Annotated in this window: 15 protein-coding genes; 1 reads left to right on the top strand and 14 read right to left on the bottom strand. The window is 65.6% G+C overall.

The features are described from left to right. Window positions 1-13 precede the first annotated feature (13 nt). The 5 genes from WHZ77_RS21900 to hydA (WHZ77_RS21920) all read right to left on the bottom strand — a co-directional run bounded on the left by WHZ77_RS21900 (window position 14) and on the right by hydA (WHZ77_RS21920) (window position 6,397). Window positions 14-1,633 (bottom strand): ABC transporter substrate-binding protein, encoded by a 1,620-nt coding sequence (locus WHZ77_RS21900; RefSeq protein WP_375309835.1) that lies wholly within the window; start codon window positions 1,631-1,633, stop codon window positions 14-16. Between the two features lie 119 nt (window positions 1,634-1,752). Then, the gene (locus WHZ77_RS21905; RefSeq protein ID WP_375309836.1) at window positions 1,753-3,189 is read right to left on the bottom strand and encodes an NAD(P)-binding domain-containing protein; all 1,437 of its coding nucleotides are present in this window, start codon (window positions 3,187-3,189) and stop codon (window positions 1,753-1,755) included. Next, entirely contained in the window at window positions 3,186-3,935 is a 750-nt protein-coding gene (locus WHZ77_RS21910; RefSeq protein ID WP_375309837.1) for an SDR family oxidoreductase, read from the bottom strand. Before WHZ77_RS21910 ends, WHZ77_RS21905 begins: the two co-directional genes overlap by 4 nt. 1 nt (window position 3,936) lies before the next feature. Beyond that, window positions 3,937-4,911, bottom strand: coding sequence for an NAD-dependent epimerase/dehydratase family protein (locus WHZ77_RS21915; protein ID WP_375309838.1), 975 nt, complete (start codon window positions 4,909-4,911; stop codon window positions 3,937-3,939). A gap of 16 nt (window positions 4,912-4,927) precedes the next feature. After that, window positions 4,928-6,397 (bottom strand): dihydropyrimidinase, encoded by a 1,470-nt coding sequence (gene hydA, locus WHZ77_RS21920; protein WP_375309839.1) that lies wholly within the window; start codon window positions 6,395-6,397, stop codon window positions 4,928-4,930. Between the two features lie 56 nt (window positions 6,398-6,453). Between hydA (WHZ77_RS21920) and WHZ77_RS21925 the strand changes: the two genes are divergently transcribed. Next, window positions 6,454-7,116 (top strand): aspartate/glutamate racemase family protein, encoded by a 663-nt coding sequence (locus WHZ77_RS21925; protein ID WP_375309840.1) that lies wholly within the window; start codon window positions 6,454-6,456, stop codon window positions 7,114-7,116. On the opposite strand, the gene WHZ77_RS21930 is transcribed toward WHZ77_RS21925, so the two are convergent. The 9 genes from WHZ77_RS21930 to WHZ77_RS21970 all read right to left on the bottom strand — a co-directional run bounded on the left by WHZ77_RS21930 (window position 7,113) and on the right by WHZ77_RS21970 (window position 19,567). After that, window positions 7,113-7,772, bottom strand: coding sequence for a flavin reductase family protein (locus WHZ77_RS21930; RefSeq protein ID WP_375314787.1), 660 nt, complete (start codon window positions 7,770-7,772; stop codon window positions 7,113-7,115). The genes WHZ77_RS21925 and WHZ77_RS21930 overlap by 4 nt on opposite strands. A gap of 5 nt (window positions 7,773-7,777) precedes the next feature. Further along, window positions 7,778-8,710: an N-carbamoyl-D-amino-acid hydrolase gene (locus WHZ77_RS21935; protein ID WP_375309841.1), complete on the bottom strand. Its 933-nt coding sequence runs from the start codon at window positions 8,708-8,710 to the stop codon at window positions 7,778-7,780. Between the two features lie 118 nt (window positions 8,711-8,828). Then, window positions 8,829-10,442 (bottom strand): long-chain-fatty-acid--CoA ligase, encoded by a 1,614-nt coding sequence (locus WHZ77_RS21940; RefSeq protein WP_375309842.1) that lies wholly within the window; start codon window positions 10,440-10,442, stop codon window positions 8,829-8,831. A gap of 65 nt (window positions 10,443-10,507) precedes the next feature. Then, window positions 10,508-11,803, bottom strand: coding sequence for an aspartate aminotransferase family protein (locus tag WHZ77_RS21945; RefSeq protein WP_375309843.1), 1,296 nt, complete (start codon window positions 11,801-11,803; stop codon window positions 10,508-10,510). 11 nt (window positions 11,804-11,814) lie between these two features. Next, entirely contained in the window at window positions 11,815-13,395 is a 1,581-nt protein-coding gene (locus WHZ77_RS21950; RefSeq protein WP_375309844.1) for a hydantoinase B/oxoprolinase family protein, read from the bottom strand. Continuing rightward, the gene (locus WHZ77_RS21955) at window positions 13,392-15,401 is read right to left on the bottom strand and encodes a hydantoinase/oxoprolinase family protein (protein ID WP_375309845.1); all 2,010 of its coding nucleotides are present in this window, start codon (window positions 15,399-15,401) and stop codon (window positions 13,392-13,394) included. The genes WHZ77_RS21950 and WHZ77_RS21955 overlap by 4 nt, the downstream gene beginning before the upstream one ends. A 425-nt stretch (window positions 15,402-15,826) precedes the next feature. Next, a complete protein-coding gene (locus WHZ77_RS21960; RefSeq protein ID WP_375309846.1) occupies window positions 15,827-17,374 on the bottom strand; it encodes a PLP-dependent aminotransferase family protein in 1,548 nt (515 codons plus the stop codon). Window positions 17,375-17,408: 34 nt separating this feature from the next. Beyond that, the gene (gene hydA, locus WHZ77_RS21965; protein WP_375314788.1) at window positions 17,409-18,830 is read right to left on the bottom strand and encodes a dihydropyrimidinase; all 1,422 of its coding nucleotides are present in this window, start codon (window positions 18,828-18,830) and stop codon (window positions 17,409-17,411) included. Next, window positions 18,830-19,567, bottom strand: a complete 738-nt coding sequence (locus WHZ77_RS21970) for an aspartate/glutamate racemase family protein (RefSeq protein WP_375309847.1) — start codon at window positions 19,565-19,567, stop codon at window positions 18,830-18,832. Before WHZ77_RS21970 ends, hydA (WHZ77_RS21965) begins: the two co-directional genes overlap by 1 nt. Window position 19,568: the final 1 nt, after the last annotated feature.

Below are 19,568 nucleotides of genomic sequence, written 5' to 3' on the forward strand. Positions count from 1 at the left end.
TCGTCTTCCGCGATCACTTGCGGCTGACGTCGCGATAGTCGACCTGGCGGTGGAACTCGTAGGTGTAGCCTTCGATCGACGATGCCATCACCGCATCCTGGTTCGGCTGCCACAGCATGATCTGCGGCATCAGGTCGAAGTGCATCGCATTGAGCTTGCGGCCGGCCTCCTCATACTTGGCCTTATCCGGCTCGAAGCGGGCTTCCTGCGCAATCGCGGAAAGGTCCGGGTTGTTGATCGAGCTGTAGTTCCAGCGCTGATTTCCGGTGTAGAAGTTGCGGTAGAAGTAATCGGTCGAAGGCAGCCAGGCTACGATGCCCTCGGTGTAGAAGGGAAGCTTCTTCTCGTTGATCTGCGTCGACATCTGCGCGTCCGGCAGCTTCTGGATGTCGACCTTGATCCCGATCTTGCCGAGCGATTCCTTGACCAGCGCGGCCATCGGCTCCGCCGTCGCGGCCTGGCCGACGTTGAAGCTGAACGTGGTCGAGAAGCCTTCGGGAAGGCCCGCGGCCTTGAGATATTCCCTGGCCTTGTCGAGATCGAGCTTCACCGGCTGCTGGAACGGATAGATGCCGTTCAGCGGCTTGCCGTCCGGCCAGCTCGCGCCGAACAGCGGCGCACCGCGTCCGAACAGAGCGGCCTTGAACATGTCGTCATAGGGCAGCGCGTAAGCGATGGCGCGGCGGACATTGACGTTGTCGAACGGCGGCATCTGGTTGTTCATCGAGACATAGGTGATCGCATTGTACTGCGGGGTCGAGACCACCTTGAGCTTGCCCTTGGCCTCGAGCGACTGCACGTCACTGGCCTGGAGATCGACGACGAGGTCGGCATCGCCGCGCTCGACGAGGTTGGCGCGGGTCGCCGGCTCTGGCACCGACTGCACGATCACGCGCTTGAAGAACGCCGGCTTGTTGGCCGTGCTGCGATTCCAGGCCTCGTCGCGCTTGAGGATGACCTGCTCGCCGGGCTTGAAGGTTTCCACCACATAGGCGCCGCTGCCGGCGGTGTGCTCCTTCAGCCAAGCCATGGCCCAGGGATCATCCGCCGTCGCATGCTGCTTGGCGAGCTTAGAGTTGATGATCATGGGATAGACCGTCGCGAGATTGGGCAGCGCGAGCTTGTCGGGCTTTGGCAGCGTTACCTCGATGGTGAGGGGATCGATCACCTTGAACTGGTCGGCCGAGGTCAACGAGCCCGTCAGCAGCTGCGCCTTGCCGAGGATCGGCGCGGTGACGCAGCGATCGAGCGACCATTTGACGTCCTCGGCCGTGACCGGCGAGCCGTCCTGGAACTTGGCGTCCTTGCGCAGGCGGAAGGTGATCTTCAGTCCGTCCGGACTGACCTCGTAGGATTCGGCGAGCTCGCCCGTGATGGCGTCGAGATCGAACACCCATTTGCCGTTGAGCTGCTTGCGGCCGAACGCCACCAGCCGGTCATAGGTGCTCATGCTCAGCGCGAACGACTCGCGCGTCGAGCCCGGAATGTTGGGATCGAGCGCGTTGACCGAAGACCCCGTGACATAGCGCAACGTCTCCGCCCTGGTTTGTGCCTGCGAAGGCGCGGTGGCGACGAGCAACAGCGCAGTGCTGGCGAGGACTGAGGTCGCGGACCTGAAAGACACAAAACGCATTCGTTTTCCCTTGAATTTCAGAACAGGAAGGCCGGCAGGGCGGGTCAAGAAACAAGCAAGTTGCGCGCCAGTCTCATGGGAGACTTCCGCGGACTTTTCGCCACGGCGGCGAATGATTATCATCGCGAATTCTCCATTTTTCGCGTTGGCCGCGTAACCACGGCCTGCGGCACGTCATAGGCGCTGAGCGAAGCCCAGTGCCGTTCCACGTCCGCGCGAAACAGGCCGCGCGTCAGGCCATTGACCAGCTTCGGTACAGCGGTCGTCATCGCGTTGATCGACGATCCCGACGCACCAAAGCTCATGGTGGAGGCGATGGCGAAGAGATGGATGTCCGAGATCCACGGCGTCTTTCCGGGCACGCGCTCGGTGAAGGCGTAGTCGTCGGCAAGATAGGGGAAGCGGCCGAGCCGCGCGTTGCGCTCGTCCTCCGGCGGCTGGTAGCGGTCGGCCCAGCTCGCGATGTTGCCGGCGAATCTGGCGAGCTCGCCGCGACTGGCATAGTTCATGTCGATGCCAGTGCCGCAGATGACGAAATCCGCAGGTATCGCGCCGCGCGGCGTTTGCAGCTCGACGCCGCTGGCGGTCTGGCGTGCAGCCTCGAGCGGCGCGCCTTCGTGCAATGTAAAATTGGCATGACGCGCGCAGCGATCGTAGGTCGGCTGCGGAAAGCCCTCGCGTATTTCGAGGATGGTGCGCATGAAGCGCCAGCGCCAGGCATCGTCGAGATCGCTGAGATGACGCAGGAAGCCGCGAAAGGTCAGCCAGCGATAGGGCTGGATCACCTGGATCTGCGCACGGCGGCAGAGCAGATGCACCTCTGCGGCGCCTGCCTCCAGTGCGGTCGCCGCATTGTCGAAGGCGGAGGCGCCGGCGCCGATCACGGCGACACGCTTGCCGCGAAGATTCTCGAAGTCGATATCGTCGGCGACGGTCGCGACCGAACCCGCCGGCAGACCGCGCAGCGGCTCCGGGATCATCCACTCGCCCATGCCCTCCTGCCCCGTCGCCAGCACGATCTTGCGGGCATAGAGCGTCTCGATGCCTTCGGCGCATCTCACGCGCGCGGCGAGCAGGCCGTCGGACGCAGGTGCAATCTCCAGAAGCTCGCAAGCGTTGCGCACCGGCAAGCCGAGCGTGCGCCGCAGCCAGAGCAGATACTCGGCCCAATGCTCTCGCAGAATCAGGTTCAGCGTCTGCCAGCTCTCCTTGCCGAAGCGGGCTTCGTGCCAGGACTGGTAAGTCAGGCTCGGGATATCGAGGTCAGGTCCCGTGTAGTCCTTCGGGCTGCGCAGCGTCGGCATGCGGGCATAGGTGAGCCACGGGCCCTCCTTGCCTTCCTCGGCCTTGTCGAGCAGCAGGATGTTGCTGACACGGGACCGCATCAGGCCGAAGCCGATGGCAATGCCGGACTGGCCGGCGCCGATGATCAGCACGTCCAGCGCGGGCTCGCCGTCGGGCCCCGTCTTCGGTTCGAGCCATGCGGCGCCGGGATGCGCGATCATGGTGAGATCGGCGCGAATTTCGGCTTCAAGCTTGGTCAACCCATCACTCATGCCGCGAGCCAGCCTCCGTCGACCACCATGACGGTGCCGGCCGTGAACGAGGACGCATCGCTGGCCAGATGCAGCGCAGCCTGCGCGATTTCTTCCGCCTGGCCGAACCGCTTCATGGCGTGGCGCTTGCGGGAGGCTTCGCGTACCTCGTCCGAATTGGCATGACGGGCAAAGCTGCGGCGAAGCATCGGCGTGTCGATCGCGCCGGGGGCAATCGCGTTGACGCGAATGCCGTCGGTGGCGAAATCCACCGCCATGGTCCGCGTCAGGCTGACGATCGCGCCCTTGGCGGCGATATAGGCGCTGTTGCCTTTGCCGCCGGCAATCGCGAGCTGCGAGGCCAGCGTGACGATCGAGCCGTTTTTCTGCCGCTGCATCTGCGGCACCGCGGCCCGCGCCCACAGCCAGGTGCCGCCGACATTGGCGCGGAACACCGCGTCCCAGTCGTCCACGCTCGTCGTCAGCACCGTGCCGCCGCAGGAAAAGCCTGCGGCAGTCATGAGGATATCGAGCCGGCCGTGCCGCGCCACGACATCCCCGACGACGGTCTCCGCGAAACCGGCATCGCCGACGTCGCCGACATGTGTCGTTGCTTCGCCGACCAGGCTCAGCGTTTCCTGAAGTCCTGCGGCATCGCGATCGACCAGAGCGAGATGCGCGCCTTCCTCGGCAAACAGCTTTGCACTGGCACGACCGATGCCCGAAGCTGCGCCCGTGACGATGGCCGTGCGTCCCTGCAGCCGCATGTCAGATCGCCTCCTTGTGCTGCGTCCACCAAGCGCTCATGTGGGCCGCAGACTCGGCGCAGCCGAACCGCGCGCGCCAGCCGAATTCGTCCGCCATCCGCGCAACCAACAGCGGCGCGCGATGAGGTCCATGCAGCTTGATGACAGTTTTCTCTCCAGGCGCCGCGAGCCGGCACTCGAGGCCGGGATGCAGCGCCGCAAGAGCTTCGCCCCATTGCAGCGCAGGCCATGGCCCCCCGTTGGAAATGTTGTAGAGCCTATGGCGCGGCCGCTCGGCTTCGACCAGAATCGCGACGGCTTCAGCGGCATCCGGGGCATAGATCCAGTCCCTCATGCCCGGTTCGGGCATGACGGCGCGCTCGCCGCGCGTGAACGCGGCCAGGATCTGATACTGGAGGCTTGGCGTATCGCGCACCGACCCCGGCCGCTCCCAGGGCCCGAACACGGCGCTCAGCCGCACACTCAGGAAATCACCGCCGAAGAGCTCCGCATGGCGCGCGACTGACCGCTCCGAGGTGAACTTGCTGATCGCATAGAAGGAGACGGGATCGCAGGGCGTTTCCTCGTCCAGGCTCTCGACCCGCGCGCCCGCGGCGCCATAGGCCGCAGCCGACGACAGATTGACCACGCGGCGAACGCCATGACGGATCGCGGAGAGCAGGATCGGGATCTGCGCCATCACGTTGATCTCGAGAATGCGCGCAGTCGACGCCTTCTCGAGATCATCGCCAGCGGTAATCGCCGCGCCGAGCACGATCGCATCAACGCCGTCGGCGATGAGGGCGTCGATCGTGTCTGTGTCGGTGATATCGCCCTGCACGACCTTGAGCCGTGCGCCGTCATCAGCAAGAGATCGTCGAGCCGACGGCGGCAATTCAGCACGGTCATACAGCGTGACGTCATGGCCGCGCGCCAGCAGCACCTCCGCAAGGTTGAGGCCGACGAACCCGGTGCCGCCGAAGATGACGATCTTCATCGCGCGCAATCCACCGTCACAGCAGGCTTGCTCCAAAATTCCGTTCCGGGTCCATGTCGGCCACGAGCCGGCCGGTCGGCTTGGCCGCCTCCCCGCCGCTGCGGGCCAGGAATTTTCCGCTGCCGGCGGACGCGAGGCACTTGTCGCCGTCGATGACGACGCGGCCGCGCGAGAGCACCGACACCGGCCAGCCCTTCAGCTTGCGGCCCGCGAACGGCGTGTATCCGGTGAGATCGTGCATCATCGCGTCGGCGATCGTGACCTCGCGATTGGGATCCCAGATCGCGATATCGGCATCGGCGCCCACCGCGATCGAGCCCTTGCGGGGATGCAGATTGTAGATCTTGGCTGGCGCGGTCGAAGTCAGCTCGACGAATTTTTCGAGACCCAGCCGGCCCTTCGACACCATCGCGTCGAACAGCAACGGCAGCCGCAGCTCCAATCCGGGCAGGCCGTTGGCGACCTGCTTGAAGTTCGGGTTTGGACCGGCGCGCAGCTTGCCGGTCTCGTCGTAGCGATATGGCGCGTGATCCGACGAGATGGTCTGGAGATCGCCGAGCGACAGCGCCTGCCACAGCGCCTCCTGATCGGAATGCGTGCGCGGCGGCGGGCTGCACATCCACTTGGCGCCTTCCGCGCCGGGCTTATCGAGATCGCTGGCGGTGAGGAACAGATATTGCGGACAGGTTTCGGCGAACACCTTCAGGCCCTGCCCGCGCGAATCGCGGATCACCTTGGCGCCCTCGGCCGTCGAGACATGGAAGATCATGATGGGCTGGTCGATCAGCGCCGCCATGCCGATCAGCCGCGTGAAGGCTTCGGCCTCCGAGACGCGGGCATGGCTGACGGCGTGGTATTTCGGCATTGTGTAGCCGCGCGAGAGCAGCCGCTTCACCATCCAGGCGATGATGCCGTGATTTTCGGCATGGGCGCACAACATCGCGCCGGATTGGCGCGCGGCAAGCAGGATGTCGAGCAGCGGCTCGTCGTCGACCTTGAGCCGGTCGTAGGTCATGAAGATCTTGATCGACGCATGGCCCTGCTTCACCAGCGCCGGAATGTGCTCCTCGACGGTCTCCCTCGTCGCATCCGCGATGATCATGTGAAAGGCGTAGTCGATCACCGCGCCCTTCCTGGCGAGTGCGTGATAATCCTCCACCACCTGCGGCAGCTTCATGCCGACATGCTGGGCGGCGAACGGGATCACCGTGGTGGTGCCGCCGAAAGCAGCAGAGACGGTCGCGCTCTCGAACGTGTCGGCATTCATGATGCCGGCCGCGGACAATTGCTCGATATGGGCGTGACTGTCGACGCCGCCCGGCAGCACCAGCCTGCCGCGCGCATCGATCTCACGCTTGGCCGCAGGCAGCCCGCGGCCGACGGCAACGATGGTCTCGCCGGAGATGGCGACATCGGCCTCGAACACATCGGTCGTGGTGGCAACGCTGCCGCCGCGGATGATCAGGTCGTAAACTGGTTCAGTCATGAGGCACTCCATGATATGCCTGAGGCAAGTGATCGCCATCTCGAAGGAAGACCACCATGGCCCGGCCGCGCATTCTCGTCATCAATCCGAACTCCAACCCCGCGGTCACGCAAGGACTGGAGGAGGCCCTGAAGCCGCTCGGTTTCGAAGGCGGACCGGAAGTCGTCTGCCAGTCGCTGGCCGGGGGGCCGTTCGGCATCGAGAGCCAGGCCGATGTCGACGGCGTCGCGATGCCGCTGCGCAAGCTGGTCGAGGGCGACAACAGCTCGGCTGCTTTCGTCATCGCCTGCTACAGCGATCCCGGGCTTCAGGTCTGCCGCGAAGGTACGAGCCGGCCCGTGTTCGGCATCGCCGAGTGCGGCGTGCTGACGGCGCTGGCCCGCGCCGAAACATTCGGCGTCATCGCGATTGCCCAGCGCTCGATCCCGCGCCACATGCGCTACCTCAGGCAGATGGGACTGACGGAGCGCCTTGCCGGCGAGCGACCGCTCAACATGAGCGTCGCCGAGACCGCGTCCGGCGAAGGCACGCTCGCCAAGATGATCGAAATCGGCCGCGCACTCCGCGACGAGGACGGTGCCCGCGCCATCGTGATGGGCTGCGCCGGCATGGCGCGCCACCGCCGCCCGCTGGAGGACGCGCTCGGCATTGCCGTGATCGACCCGACACAGGCGGCCGTCACCATGGCGCTGGGTACGGTGCAGCTCTCGGCTCACTAGGCGTCCTTCAGCTCTTTGGCGTCCTGCCGCGCGAGCCATTGCGCATGGCTCTCGCGCGCAAGCGCAAATGTGTCCCGCTGCGTCGTGTAGAGATTGCCGAACATGCGGCCGATCGGCCGGTAGGCTTCGAGGTCGACATACATATTGGCCTCATCGACGAGGCCTTCGCGGGCGTGAACCCTGAGCACTTCTCCGACCAGCAACTCGCGATCGGGCGAGAAGGTCATCACGACATGGCGGCGGCATTCGAGCGCGAATGGCGCAGCGGCCAGGCGCGGCACCTTCACATCGACTGAGGGAAGCGTCGCAAGCCCGGTCGCAGCGACCTCGCTGTCCCCAGACGGGAAGTCGACCGCGCAATCATTCATCGCCCCGGACAGCGCCTCGTCGACCATGTGCACGACGAACTCGCCATCGCGATGAATGTTGCGCGTCGTGTCCTTCTGGCTGTGATCCGGCTTGTGCTGCAGCCCAAGCACGACCAGCGCGGGGCTCTCGGAGAAGACGTTGAAGAAACTGAACGGCGCGGCATTGACCGCCCCGTTCTCGTCCAGCGTCGTCACCAGCGCGATCGGCCGCGGCACGATCACGCCGCACAGCAACTTGTAGCGATCGCGCGGGTCGAGCTCGCGTAGCGATATGCCCTTGTCTGCCATCGGCATCACTTCTCCGGCGGCGGCACAGCGCCGGTCTGGCTGGTGATCAGGCCATAATGCTCGATGCGGCGATGTTGTGCGAAGTTGAAGATCGTGGTCTTGCCGAACGTCGTCGCGTCGAGGTCGCAGGGATGAACCAGAAGCTCGTCCTCTTCCGTCCTGGCCTCGGCGACGATCTCGCCGTTGGGGTCGACGATCAGGCTGCCGCCGAACAGCGGGTGGCCGTCCTCATTGCCGGCCTTGGCCACCGCCACCACCCAGGTCGCGTTCTGGTAGGCGCCGGCCTGCACGGAGAGACGGTTGTGGAACAGCCGTTTCTCGACGCCTTCCTCGCTCCTCTCCGCGTTCACCGATGGCGTGTTGTAGCCGATCAGCACCATCTCGACGCCCTGCAGACCCATGACGCGATAGGTCTCGGGCCAGCGACGGTCGTTGCAGATCGCCATGCCGATGATGCCGCCGAGCTCGCGCCAGACGTTGAAGCCGAGATCGCCGGGCTCGAAATAACGCTTCTCCAGATGCTGGTGCGAGCGCCTGGTGTCGTACTCCACATGGCCCGGCAGATGGACCTTGCGATATTTGCCGACGATCTTGCCGGACTTGTCGGTCAAGATCGCGGTGTTGAAATGATGTCCGTCGGGCGTCAGCTCGGCATAGCCGAAATTCATCGCCATCTGATGCTGCGCCGCACGCTCGAACAGCGGCTTGGTCGCCGCGTTCGGCATTTCGCGCTCGAACCAGATGTCGGCCTCCGCGCGGTCCTCCGAATACCAGCGCGGAAAGAACGTCGTCAGCGCCAGTTCCGGATAGACGATCAGGTCGGCGCCCTTTGCCTTGGCCTCGTCCATCAGCGCGATCATGCGCTTGACCACAGCCTCGCGGCTGTCGGCTTTCTGGATCGCGCCCATCTGGGCGGCGGCGACGGTGACGATACGCATCAGCGAATTCCTGATCTCTTCATGAATGTCTTGGCGAGGCTGGGGATTGCAGCTTCAAGCGGGTATCGGCGCGCGCAGCATAACGCGGTCTTGCGCCGGGTTTCCAGCCAAGCAGTTTTCATGCCGTTCGCCCCCATTCGGCATCCTGCAAAAGCCGCCAGTCGATCTTGTTGCTCGCGGTCCGCGGCAGCTCGTCGACGAAGACGACCGCGCGCGGCGCCTTGTAGCTCGCCATCGCGCCGCGCGCCCAGCTCACGACATCGTCCGGCGACGTGGTGGCGCGCGCGGCCTCGTCCAGCACGACCAGCGCCTTGACCGTCTCGCCGCGGTAGTTGTCAGGCGCCGAGATGATGCAGCATTCCCGGATAGCGCGGTTCTGGTACATCGCCGCTTCCACCTCGGCCGGCCAGACCTTGAAGCCGCTGACATTGATCATCCGCTTGAGGCGATCCACCGCAAAGAAATAGCCGTCGGCATCGCGATAGCCGAGATCGCCCGTGCGCAGGAACCGCTTGCCCTGGAGCTCGATGAAGGATTCCGCATTGGCCTGCGGCCTGTTCCAATAGCCCTGCAACACCTGCGGCCCGTGCACCACGATCTCGCCGACGACATTGTCGTCGAGCTCGATCAGACTTTCGGGGTCGACGATCCTCGCATCGGTCTCGTGCACCGCAATGCCGAGACACTGGCGCTTCGGCGCGGCCATCGGATTGAGGTGCGTCGGCGACATCGTCTCGGTCATGCCGTAGCCCTCGACAAAATCAAGGCCAAACCGGCCCTTCAACCGCTCAGCCACCGCAGTCGGCATCGCCGCGCCACCGCCGGTCAGCACTTTCAGCTTGGCAAAGCATCGGTCATGAAACCGCGCGCTGGCGAGCACGTCGACGATCATGGTCGGCGCCGCGTTCCAGAACGACACGCCGTAAGTCTCGAACAGATCCGGCAGCAGATCCTTGTCCCAGCGCGCCATCAGCAACAGCGTCGCGCCGGCCACCATCGCCGCATTCATAGAGCCCTGCATGCCCGCGACATGGAACAGAGGCATGAATCCGGTCATCACGTCATCGGCGCCCATTCCATACCAGCGCGCCTGCAGGACCGCGGTGAACAGCGCGCTGCGGTGCGTATGCATGCAGGCCTTGGGCTTGCCCGTCGTCCCCGACGTGTAGGGCAGGATCATCAGATCGTCCGGACCGGCGGCCATCGCACCGGGCTGCAAGCCTTGCGCGATCGCGGACGACCAGGCGTGCCAACCCGGCGAGGACGGCACCTCTGACGGCGCTTCAGTGACACATGGCGGCAGCGTATAGGGCGTCGCGCTTGGCACCTCGTCGCGATACTGCGCGACGATGGCATGCGCGATGGCCCCGCCCACCAGCGGCGCAAAGACATCGCTCAGTTCGCTGCCTGTTATCGCGACCCTGGCGCCGCTGTCCTCGGCGAGATACGCGATTTCGCCCGTCTTGTTCATGGGATTGACCGGCACGATCACGGCGTCCGCCCGCATCACCGCATAATAGGCGATGACATATTGCGGCGAGTTCTGCAGCGCGATCATGACGCGGTCGCCGCGCGCGACGCCGCAGACCTTCTGCAGGAACCCGGCCATGGCATCGACGCGGTCGCGCAGCTCGGCATAGCTCAGGCTTGCGCCGTAAAACACCGTCGCCGGGTGCGAGGGGCGATCTTGAGCGGCCCGTGCCAGCGCGTCGTAGAGCGTCCCCTCCGGCATCAAGAGATGCCAAGGCTCATCCGCCGGCCACGCCGGCGATCGCAGGGGTGTTGCGTGGTCCGCGCTCACCCGTGCTCCTCGTCGGCGATATCGAGGCCGTGGTCGAGCGCATCCAGCAGCCACTCGGCCTCATGCTCGGAGATCACCAGCGGCGGCGCCAGGAACAGCGAGGTCTGCTCGCCGCTGGTGCCGATCACCGCACCGGCCTCCAGCGCCCGCTCTGCCACGCGCGATGCGATCGGGATTTCGGTGGTGTCCGCATGCCAGTTGCGCCAATCCGGGCCGTGCAGCTCCACTGTCCAGTGCAGCCCCTGCCCGGCCACACGCTGCACGCTCGGATGTTTCTGCGCGATCGCGAGCAGGCGGCGGGTGAACAGCTTTTCGAGGCTCTTCACGTGCTCCAGGATTTTCTCCTCGCTGACGACCTTGAGGTACGCGCTGACGGCGGCCATGCTGATGGGATGCCCGCGCAGCGTGCCATAATTCTGCCAGCTCGTGCCCTTGAGGCGCTCGACGATGTCTTTCGACACCACAACCGCCGCGACAGCGGCTGCCCCGCCACCGAGCGATTTTCCCAGCGTCACGATATCGGGGCGGCTTTGCGCGCCCTGGAACGCGAACCAGCGTCCCGCGCGTCCAGCGCCGGTCACGACCTCGTCGGCAATCCAGTACGAGCCGGCCTGCCGTGCGCAGCGCGCCACCTCGTCCTGATAGGCGCCGTCGTAATAGATGCCGCCCTGCGTATAATCGATGATCGTTGCCGCGGTATCCGAGAGCAGGCGAGTTGCGTCCGCCAGATATTCGCTCGGCGGGGTGTTGTTGGCCGGCGCGCCATAAATCGCGCCATCGGGCGCCGGCAGGATCCGCACCGGTGCCATAGAGGCCGGCAGCTTCGAGCCGCCGGCATGCACCGCGAGGCCGCCGTGCCATTGCGGCTGCACCGTCATGCTGCGCGACAGGCCGGTGATGCCGTGATAGGCGCGCTCGCGCGTCGCCAGCGCCGATCGCTGCGTCAGCGCCTGGCACAGCGACAGCGCCATATCGTTGGCCTCGCTGCCGCTGGTGCAGAAGCGCACCGCGCCGACCCAATCTTCCTCGCCCTTGAAGGCGGTGTTCATCAGATCGTCAGCAGCCTGCTCCCGGCCGACCCAGGTCCAGCCCTCGTTCACCACGGGCGTATCCGCCGCATTGCGGATCGCTTCCACCATCGCGGGATGGCGATGGCCGAGACCGCCGCCGGTGTTGCTGCCGTCAATCAGCTTGCGGCCGTCCGACAAGTGGAAGTAGACGCCTTCGCCGCCAACGACGGCCATCGGCGCGGCCTCGCCCGCGTTCAGTCCAGTTCGCAACAATTTGCTCATCGCGGGTCTCCTCACTCTGCCGCCGCGGCGCCGTAGCCGCCGCCGCCGCACATCTCGATCGTGACGAGATCGTCTCGCTGCAACACCAGGTTCGATTTGCCGTCGATGGCGACGTTCACGCCCTGCCGGACCAGCGAGATGCGACAAGCCTTCCCTGACTCGCCGCCCTGCATGCCGAATGGCGCAATCACCATCCGTTCGATGCAGGTGGTCAGGTGCATCGAGGGTGCGAGGATGCGATAGGTGCGGACGGAGCCGTCACCGCCGCGATGAGCGCCCGCACCGCCCGAGTTCCAGCGAATGGCCTGCTGCTCGAGGCGGATCGCGTAGCTCGCCTCGATCACCTCGACCGGCGTGTTGGACGTGTTGGACAGATGCACCCGGGTCGCCGACATGCCGGCGCGATTGTGCCGCGCGCCCTCGCCGCCGCCGTGGACCTCGTAAAGCATCTTCCACGAGCCGTTTGGCCGCGGCTCGGCAAAGAACAGAACGCCCGCCGTGGTCGCCCCGCCAGCCGACAGCCGCTCGGGGATCGTGTGCTGCATCGCGCGGAAAATCGCATCGACGATGCGCATCGACGTCTCGTGGTTGCCGGCGGCCACGGACGCCATCCAGCCCGGCTCCAGGATCGAGCCCGGACGCGTGATGATCGTCAACGGCCGGAGCGCGCCCGCATTCTGGTGCATGTCGCGACCGCTCATGATGCGCGCGGCATAGGCGACCGCCGAGCGCGCCATGAACGGCGTCGTGTTGCAGAAATTGGAGACGCGATCACAACTGCCGGAGAGGTCGAAGGTCGCCTCGTCGCCCGCGATGGTGATCTTCACATGGATGCGCGCGGGCGCATTGTTCACACTGCCATCGTCGAGATGGTCCTCGCCTTCGTAGACGCCATCCGGCAGGGCACGGATCGCCTCACGCATCTCGATCTCGGAGAGATCGTGCAGGCGCGACTGTGTCGCCGTGAACACCGCCTTGCCGTGCTCGCGACAGAGTTCGACGATGCGCTTCTCACCGGCCTTGGTCGCCGCGATCTGGGCGAGCAGATCGCCCTCGCAGGATTCGGGGTCGCGGACGTTGGCCTTGAGCAGCTGCACGATCGGCGTATTGACGCCGGCCGCGGTTGCGATCAGCACCGGCGGAATCCGCATTGCCTCCTGGAACGTGTCGATGGCCTTGGCAAAATAGCTGCCGGGCCAGGTGCCGCCGATGTCGGGCCAGTGCGCGAGGCTGATGGCGAAGGCCACGATCTCGCCGTCGACGAAGACGGGCCGCACAACCTTGACGTCGTTGAGGTGATTGCCGCCGAGCGCGCCGACATTGTAGATCAGCACATCGCCATCATTCAGGCTCTCGACCGGCACGACCTTGAGCAGTTCGGGGATGGTGTAGGCCATCGCACCGAGGTGGATCGGGATATCGCGGCCCTGCCCGACCAGGCCGCCGCGGCCGTCGGTGATCGCCGACGACAAATCGCCGGCCTCACGCAACAGCGGCGAACGCGCCGAGCGCGTCATCACCAGGCTCATTTCCTCCGCCGCGGCAGAAAGCCCGTGCCTGATGACCTCGACGACAAACGGATCGAGCTTCATGCCGCCCTCCGGGTCAGGAACAGATTGCCTGATATATCGGGCTTCGCCTGCCAGCCCGGCGGCACCACCACGGTCGACCACGCGTCCTCGATGATCGCAGGGCCGCTGACGATGTCGGTCAGCGAGGCACGATCGATGATCGCGGTTTCGATCTCATGCAAGCCGTCGAACGAGCAAATGCGTTTGCCGGTGGACACGGCGCGCACGGCCGTCGCCGGACGGCTCACGGTCGTCGTCGATGGGCGGCGCGCTTGCACCCGCACGGATTCGATGACGCAGGCCTCGCCCGTCGCGTAGCCGAACAGCTCGTGATGCCGCGTCAGGAAATCCGTCTTCAGCCTGGCCACATCGAGCGGCAGCGTGAATGACACCGGGATTGCGTCGTTCTGCGCCGCGTAGCGCATCAAGGCGACCAGCTCGACCTGGATCTCCGCCTGCACAACGCCGTTGGCGATCAGTGGCGCCGAGGCGTCGTTGATCAGCGTCCCGATCCGCTCCGAGGTGCGCACAAGGTCGATGCCGTCGAGGGCGGCGCGCAAGGTCTGCTGCTGCAGGAAGCTGAAATCGGCGGTGAGACAGCCCAGCGCCGAAAACGCGCTCGATGCGCTGGGCACGACGACCTCTGCGATGCCGTAGAGATCGGCAAGACCCGCGGCATGCATCGGACCGCCGCCGCCGAAGGCGAGCAGCGCGCAATCGCGTCCGTCGATGCCGCGCTCGACCGTGACGCGGCGGAGCGCGCGGGCCATCGTCGCGTTCGCGACCTTGATGATGCCGAGCGCCGTTTCGGTCAGGCCGAGGTCAAGTGCGCGCGCGATCGGCGCGATGACATCAGCGGCCGCCTTGATGTCGATGCCGATGCGGTCGCCGAGTTTTGTTTCTGGATTGAGATAGCCCAGCACCGCGTTGGCGTCGGTGATGGTTGGCTCAAGGCCGCCGCGGCCGTAGCAGGCCGGCCCCGGTTCGGAACCGGCGCTCTCGGGGCCGACCGTGAGGCCGCCGGGACCGTTGCGCACGATCGATCCGCCGCCGGCACCGATCGAATGAACCGCAAGCATCGGCTGGCGCAGCGGCTTGTCGCCGAGCATGCGGCCGTCGGTCATCTCGGCCTGGCCGTCGACGATCAGGCAGACGTCGGTCGTGGTGCCGCCCATGTCGAAGGTCAGCATGCGCGAGGTGCCAAGCTGGCGCGCGATGCTGACGGAGGCCGAGACGCCGGCAGCCGGGCCCGACATCGCCATCACCAGCGGCCGCCGCTTCACCGCCGAGATCGGGATCATGGCGCCGGCCGAATGAAACACCTGCAGGCCAGGCCCGATCGGCAGCCGCTGCTCCAGCTCGCTGAGATATTCCACCGCGATCGGCATCGCGGCCGCGTTGAACACGGTGGCCGAGGTCCGCTCGTATTCGCGTGCCTCGGGATTGACCTCATGCGACAACGACACATGGGCGACGACGTCCTTGAGGCGCTCGCCCAGCATTTTCTCGTGGACGGGATTGGCATAGGCGTGCAGCAGAGCGATGGCGACGCTCTGCACGCCGGTCTGCTTCAGCCACGCCACCAGTCGCTCGATCTCAGATTCCTCCAGCGCTTTCAGCACACGGCCTTCGTGGTCGAGGCGCTCGGCAAGGCCGAAGCATCGTTCCGGCGGCACCAGAGGCGGTGATTTCGGCGGGACGTCGAGACGGTAGAGATCGCGGCGGCGATAGCGCGCGGTCTCCAGCACATCGGCAAAGCCTTCGGTCGCAACCAGCGCCACCTTCGGCAGCCGGTTCTCGACGATGGCGTTGGTCACGCGCGTGGTGCCGTGGACGAAACGCTTCACCTCGCTCTTGCGCAGGCCCACCGCCTCGATCGCCTCGAGCATCGCCTGAACCGGCGCGTCGGGGCGCGAGGGGACTTTCGCGATCCGCGCTTCGCTGGAATCGCGCCGGATCGCGATGATATCGGTGAAGGTGCCACCGATATCGGTGCCGACTTCCCAGAGACTGTCGAAATCGTTCATGTGCGGGGTCAGCTGCCGATGACGTCCGAACCGGACGCCGGGTTCTTGCCGTCCGTCATAACGTCCAATGCCAAACCGAGAGCGTTCATCATCATCCCCTGTCATGCCATCGCCGGCGAGCGTGCGACAGAGCGGCTGGCTCGGAACAGGGCCAGAGTTGCCGCAAATCACTAGACCAGCGTACGGTCGCCGCCGCGCGCCGCGGCACCCGCTGCACGTTTTGGTGCAGCCATGCCTGCGCAGCAAGCACATGAGAGCGAACCGCTCGTTCGCGGGAGTAGTGCGGCGCACCACGGATTCCCGGGCGCAAATCGCAACGTCCGCTGCACTGCAATTCCGGCTCCCCCATCGCCTGTCTAATTTGCAGGCGATCGACCGGCACCGCCGGATATTCGGGTGCCTATGAGCTATGCATAGCGGTCGGCTCAGCTTCTCTTTATTGTACGAACAGTAAGCGAGGATCTTGCCGGGCTGGGCGGCGCATTGCGGGGGCCGCTGCCGATGCAGGCCGCGATTCTCGCAAGCAGCGGTGCGGCATCCTCGACATGCAGCCGCCCGTAGCCGAACACCAATCCCTGCCGCGTCGGCTGCTCCAGAAAATTCTGTGACAATGGCTGCACGTGGATACCGGCCTGCTTCAGGCTTGCTGCCGCTTCGCGGTCGCTCATCCGCGCCTGCATCGCCTCGGTGAACAGCGCCACCAGATGCAGTCCGGTGACGGCGGAGGACACGGTCAGATCGTCAGGCATCAGCGCCACGATGGCATCGATCAGCGCCTTTCGCCTGCTGGCATAGACCCGCCGCATCCCGCGCAGATGCCGCAACAAATGCCCTTCCCGCATGAACTCAGCGAGCGCGAGCTGGCCGATGCCGGAGGTGTGGACGTCAATCCGCGCCCGGCCCCTGGAAAACCCTTCGATGAAATGCCTGTTGGCCACGAGGTAGCCGAGCCGCAGGTTCGGCATCATGATCTTCGAGAAGGTGCCGAAATAGATCACCCGCCCCTCGCGATCGAGCGAGCGGAGCGACGCAATCATGCTGTCCTGATGCCTGAACTCCGAATTGTAATCGTCCTCGATGACCCAGACGTCGTTCTTGTTGGCCCAGTCGAGCAGTTCGAGCCGCCGCTCCAGCCCCATGCTGACGCCGAGCGGATATTGGTGCGACGGCGTGACGACAATCAGCTTCGCGCGCGGTGCGCGGCGGATTCCTTCAGAGACGACCAATCCCCTGTCATCGACCGGAATCGGCACCAGCTTTGCACCTGCCGCCGTGAGCGCCCAGCGCGCCTCGATGAAGCCGGGCTCCTCGACCCAGACCTCGTCGCCGGGATCGAGGATCATCCGGCTGCAGAAATCCAGCGCGCCTGATGTACCTGAAGTGACGACGACTTCTTCCGGCGAGCAGACCAGCCCGCGCACCGAGCCGAGGAAGTTCGCGATCTCCGCTCGCAGGCGCGGATGGCCTTCGGGCGGAAGATCGAGGCACTCCTGCTCCTTCGGATTCTGCCAGGCCTGGCGCAGCAGGCGCGACCAGTCCTTGAACGGGAAGGTCGAGATGTCGGGCGCGCCGGGGGCGAACGCGGACGGCCAGTTGGTCTCGTAGTCCAAACCAAGCAGCGATCGCCAGCGCTCCGACATCCGGGCGGGCTGGGTCGCAGGCGACGCGGTGGACGGAGGCTGCGCATGCGGGGCCGTGACGGAGGCGACCATGACGCTGCCGCGCGGCGTCGATACGAGGTAGCCCTCGGCGTAGAGCAGATCCCACGCGGTCAGCACCACCGTGCGTGAACAGCCCAATTCCCGCGCGATCTCGCGCGATCCCAGGAATTGCGTTCCGGCGGGAAAGACGCCGCGCAGGATGCCGTCGCGGATGTGGGCCGCGATCTGCAGATGCAGCGGCACGGTCGACGTCCGGTCAATATGGATGCCGGCAAGGGATACGCGCTTGCTCGGGTGACGGCTGTTGTCCATGTCTCGCCTGTCAGACAGGAAATTGTAGCCCGCCTCACACCAGGCTCGACTTGCCGCGGCTCAGCACCTCGCCCGCGCCCTTGTCGCCGACGATCCTGCCCTGCTCGTATACCACACGGCCGCGCGCGATGGTGGTGACGGGCCAGCCGGTGACGTCGAAGCCTTCCCAGGGCGTATAGTCGGCGCCGTGATGCAGATCGGTCTGCTGGATCTTCTTCGTCAATTTCGGGTCCCACAACGCGATGTCGGCATCGAAGCCCACGCCGATCGACCCCTTGCGTGGATAGAGACCGTAGATGCGCGCATGGTTGGTCGCTGTCAGCTCGACGAACTTTTGCAAGCTGATCCGTCCCTTCGACACGCCTTCCGAGAACAGGATCGGCAGCCGGGTCTCGACGCCGGGAATGCCGTTCGGCACCCAACGGAACGAGGTGCGCGAATTCGGCGTCAGCTTGCCCTTGGGATCGTCGTAGCGGAACGGGCAGTGATCGGACGAGAAGGTCTGGAACACACCTGAGGTGATGCCTTCCCAGATCGCTTGCTGGCTCTCGGCATCGCGCGGCGGCGGCGAACAGACATACTTCGCGCCCGTGATGTCCATGTTGAGGCCCTTCATGTCGTCGGCCGTCAGCGTGATGTATTGCGGACAGGTCTCCGCATGCACCGGCAATCCGCGCTGCTGGGCCCAGCGCACCTGCTCCATCGCCTCGCGCCCGGAGACGTGAACGATCATGATGGGAACGCCGATCACCTCGGCATGGCTGATGGCGCGATGCGTCGCCTCGCGCTCGACGGCCTGGGGCCGCGAGGTGCCGTGGTAGTAGGGCGCGATATGGCCCTCGCGCTCCAGCTTGCTGGTCAGGAAGCGAATCGCGTCGTAGCCCTCGCAATGGACCATGACCAGCGCCTCCTCGCGGCGCGCCACCTCGAACACCTCGAGCAGCTGCCTGTCGCTGAGCACGAGATCGTCATAGGTCATGAACACCTTGAACGAGGTGTAGCCGTCCTTCACCAGCGCCGGCAGCTCCTGCCCGAGCACGACGGCGGTCGGATCGGAGATGATGAGGTGGAAGGCCGTGTCGATGTAGCACTCGCCCTCGGCGAGCTTACGGTAGTTTTCGACGCAGGTCCGGAGCGACGTTCCCTTCTCCTGGAGCGCGAAGGGCAGCACCATGGTGTTGCCGCCGGCAGCAGCCGCGCGCGTCGCCGAGGCAAAGTCGTCGGCCATCACCACATCGGGCCCTGACGGCTGCGAGATATGGACGTGGCTGTCGATGCCGCCCGGCAGCGCCAGCAGGCCCGTCGCATCGATCTCGCGCGCCGCGCCCTCGAGATGGTCGGCGATGCTGACGATCCGGCCGTCGCGAATGCCGATATCGGCGCGGAACTCGTCGCTGGCCGTCACGATGGTGCCGCCGCGAATGGCGAGATCGAGCTGCGTCACAGAAGTCTCCATCACTTGATGACCGCCGATGTCTGGAAGATCCGGCCCCACTGCGCAAGGGCCGCGATGTCGCCGCCGGCAAGCTCCAGCGTCCGCCACAGTGTGACCGCGACCGAGTCGAGCACGGCAACATTCAATTCCCGTTCGAGCGAGGCCGCAAGCGCCGCGCCGTCGAGATTGGTGCAGAGGATGACGACGGCATCGGCGCCCTCGGCCGCCACGGCGCGGATCATGCCCGCGATCGTCGCAGGCGCGACCTCGCCAAAGGAGAAATTGTCACGCAGGCCCAGGTGCCGCTCGGCATGCGGCGCGATGCCCTCCTCGGCCCAGACATCGCCGATCCGCCGCTGCACGTCGTCAGTATAGGGCGAGACCAGGCCGACCCGCCTGACCCCAAGCGCGCGGGCCGCGTCAATGCAGGCGAGCGTCGACGTCGTCGCGGGGATATTCGTACGCGCCGTGATCGCCTCGCACAGGCTCCTGTCGCGGCCAATGCCGAGCCAACTCGCGGAGGTGCCGTTCCAGGCGATGGCATCGACCTTGGCGTCCGCCAGCAGATCCGCCGCCGGCAACATCACCGAGGCGTCGAACTGGTTCAGCGCAGCGGCATCCAGCGCAATCTCGGTGACGCGGAAGCGCGAGAAATGGGCGGTGACGTCGGTCACGCCATGCAGCATCGCGCTGGTGACGGGCTCGAGCACCGAGTTCGAAGACGGCGTGATCATGCCGAGGCGTTTGCGCATGGCCATA

This window comes from Bradyrhizobium sp. A5 (assembly GCF_042076515.1).
Lineage (GTDB): Bacteria > Pseudomonadota > Alphaproteobacteria > Rhizobiales > Xanthobacteraceae > Bradyrhizobium > Bradyrhizobium cosmicum.

Coding starts and splice junctions, on each gene's coding strand:
- WHZ77_RS21925 (WP_375309840.1), top strand. CDS start 6,454: ATGGCCCGGCCGCGCATTCTCGTCATCAATCCGAACTCCAACCCCGCG.
- WHZ77_RS21905 (WP_375309836.1), bottom strand. CDS start 3,189: ATGAGTGATGGGTTGACCAAGCTTGAAGCCGAAATTCGCGCCGATCTC.
- WHZ77_RS21930 (WP_375314787.1), bottom strand. CDS start 7,772: ATGGCAGACAAGGGCATATCGCTACGCGAGCTCGACCCGCGCGATCGC.
- WHZ77_RS21945 (WP_375309843.1), bottom strand. CDS start 11,803: ATGAGCAAATTGTTGCGAACTGGACTGAACGCGGGCGAGGCCGCGCCG.
- WHZ77_RS21935 (WP_375309841.1), bottom strand. CDS start 8,710: ATGCGTATCGTCACCGTCGCCGCCGCCCAGATGGGCGCGATCCAGAAA.
- WHZ77_RS21915 (WP_375309838.1), bottom strand. CDS start 4,911: ATGAAGATCGTCATCTTCGGCGGCACCGGGTTCGTCGGCCTCAACCTT.
- WHZ77_RS21900 (WP_375309835.1), bottom strand. CDS start 1,633: ATGCGTTTTGTGTCTTTCAGGTCCGCGACCTCAGTCCTCGCCAGCACT.
- WHZ77_RS21960 (WP_375309846.1), bottom strand. CDS start 17,374: ATGGACAACAGCCGTCACCCGAGCAAGCGCGTATCCCTTGCCGGCATC.
- hydA (WP_375314788.1), bottom strand. CDS start 18,830: ATGGAGACTTCTGTGACGCAGCTCGATCTCGCCATTCGCGGCGGCACC.
- WHZ77_RS21955 (WP_375309845.1), bottom strand. CDS start 15,401: ATGAACGATTTCGACAGTCTCTGGGAAGTCGGCACCGATATCGGTGGC.
- hydA (WP_375309839.1), bottom strand. CDS start 6,397: ATGACTGAACCAGTTTACGACCTGATCATCCGCGGCGGCAGCGTTGCC.
- WHZ77_RS21950 (WP_375309844.1), bottom strand. CDS start 13,395: ATGAAGCTCGATCCGTTTGTCGTCGAGGTCATCAGGCACGGGCTTTCT.
- WHZ77_RS21940 (WP_375309842.1), bottom strand. CDS start 10,442: ATGCCGGAGGGGACGCTCTACGACGCGCTGGCACGGGCCGCTCAAGAT.
- WHZ77_RS21970 (WP_375309847.1), bottom strand. CDS start 19,567: ATGGCCATGCGCAAACGCCTCGGCATGATCACGCCGTCTTCGAACTCG.
- WHZ77_RS21910 (WP_375309837.1), bottom strand. CDS start 3,935: ATGCGGCTGCAGGGACGCACGGCCATCGTCACGGGCGCAGCTTCGGGC.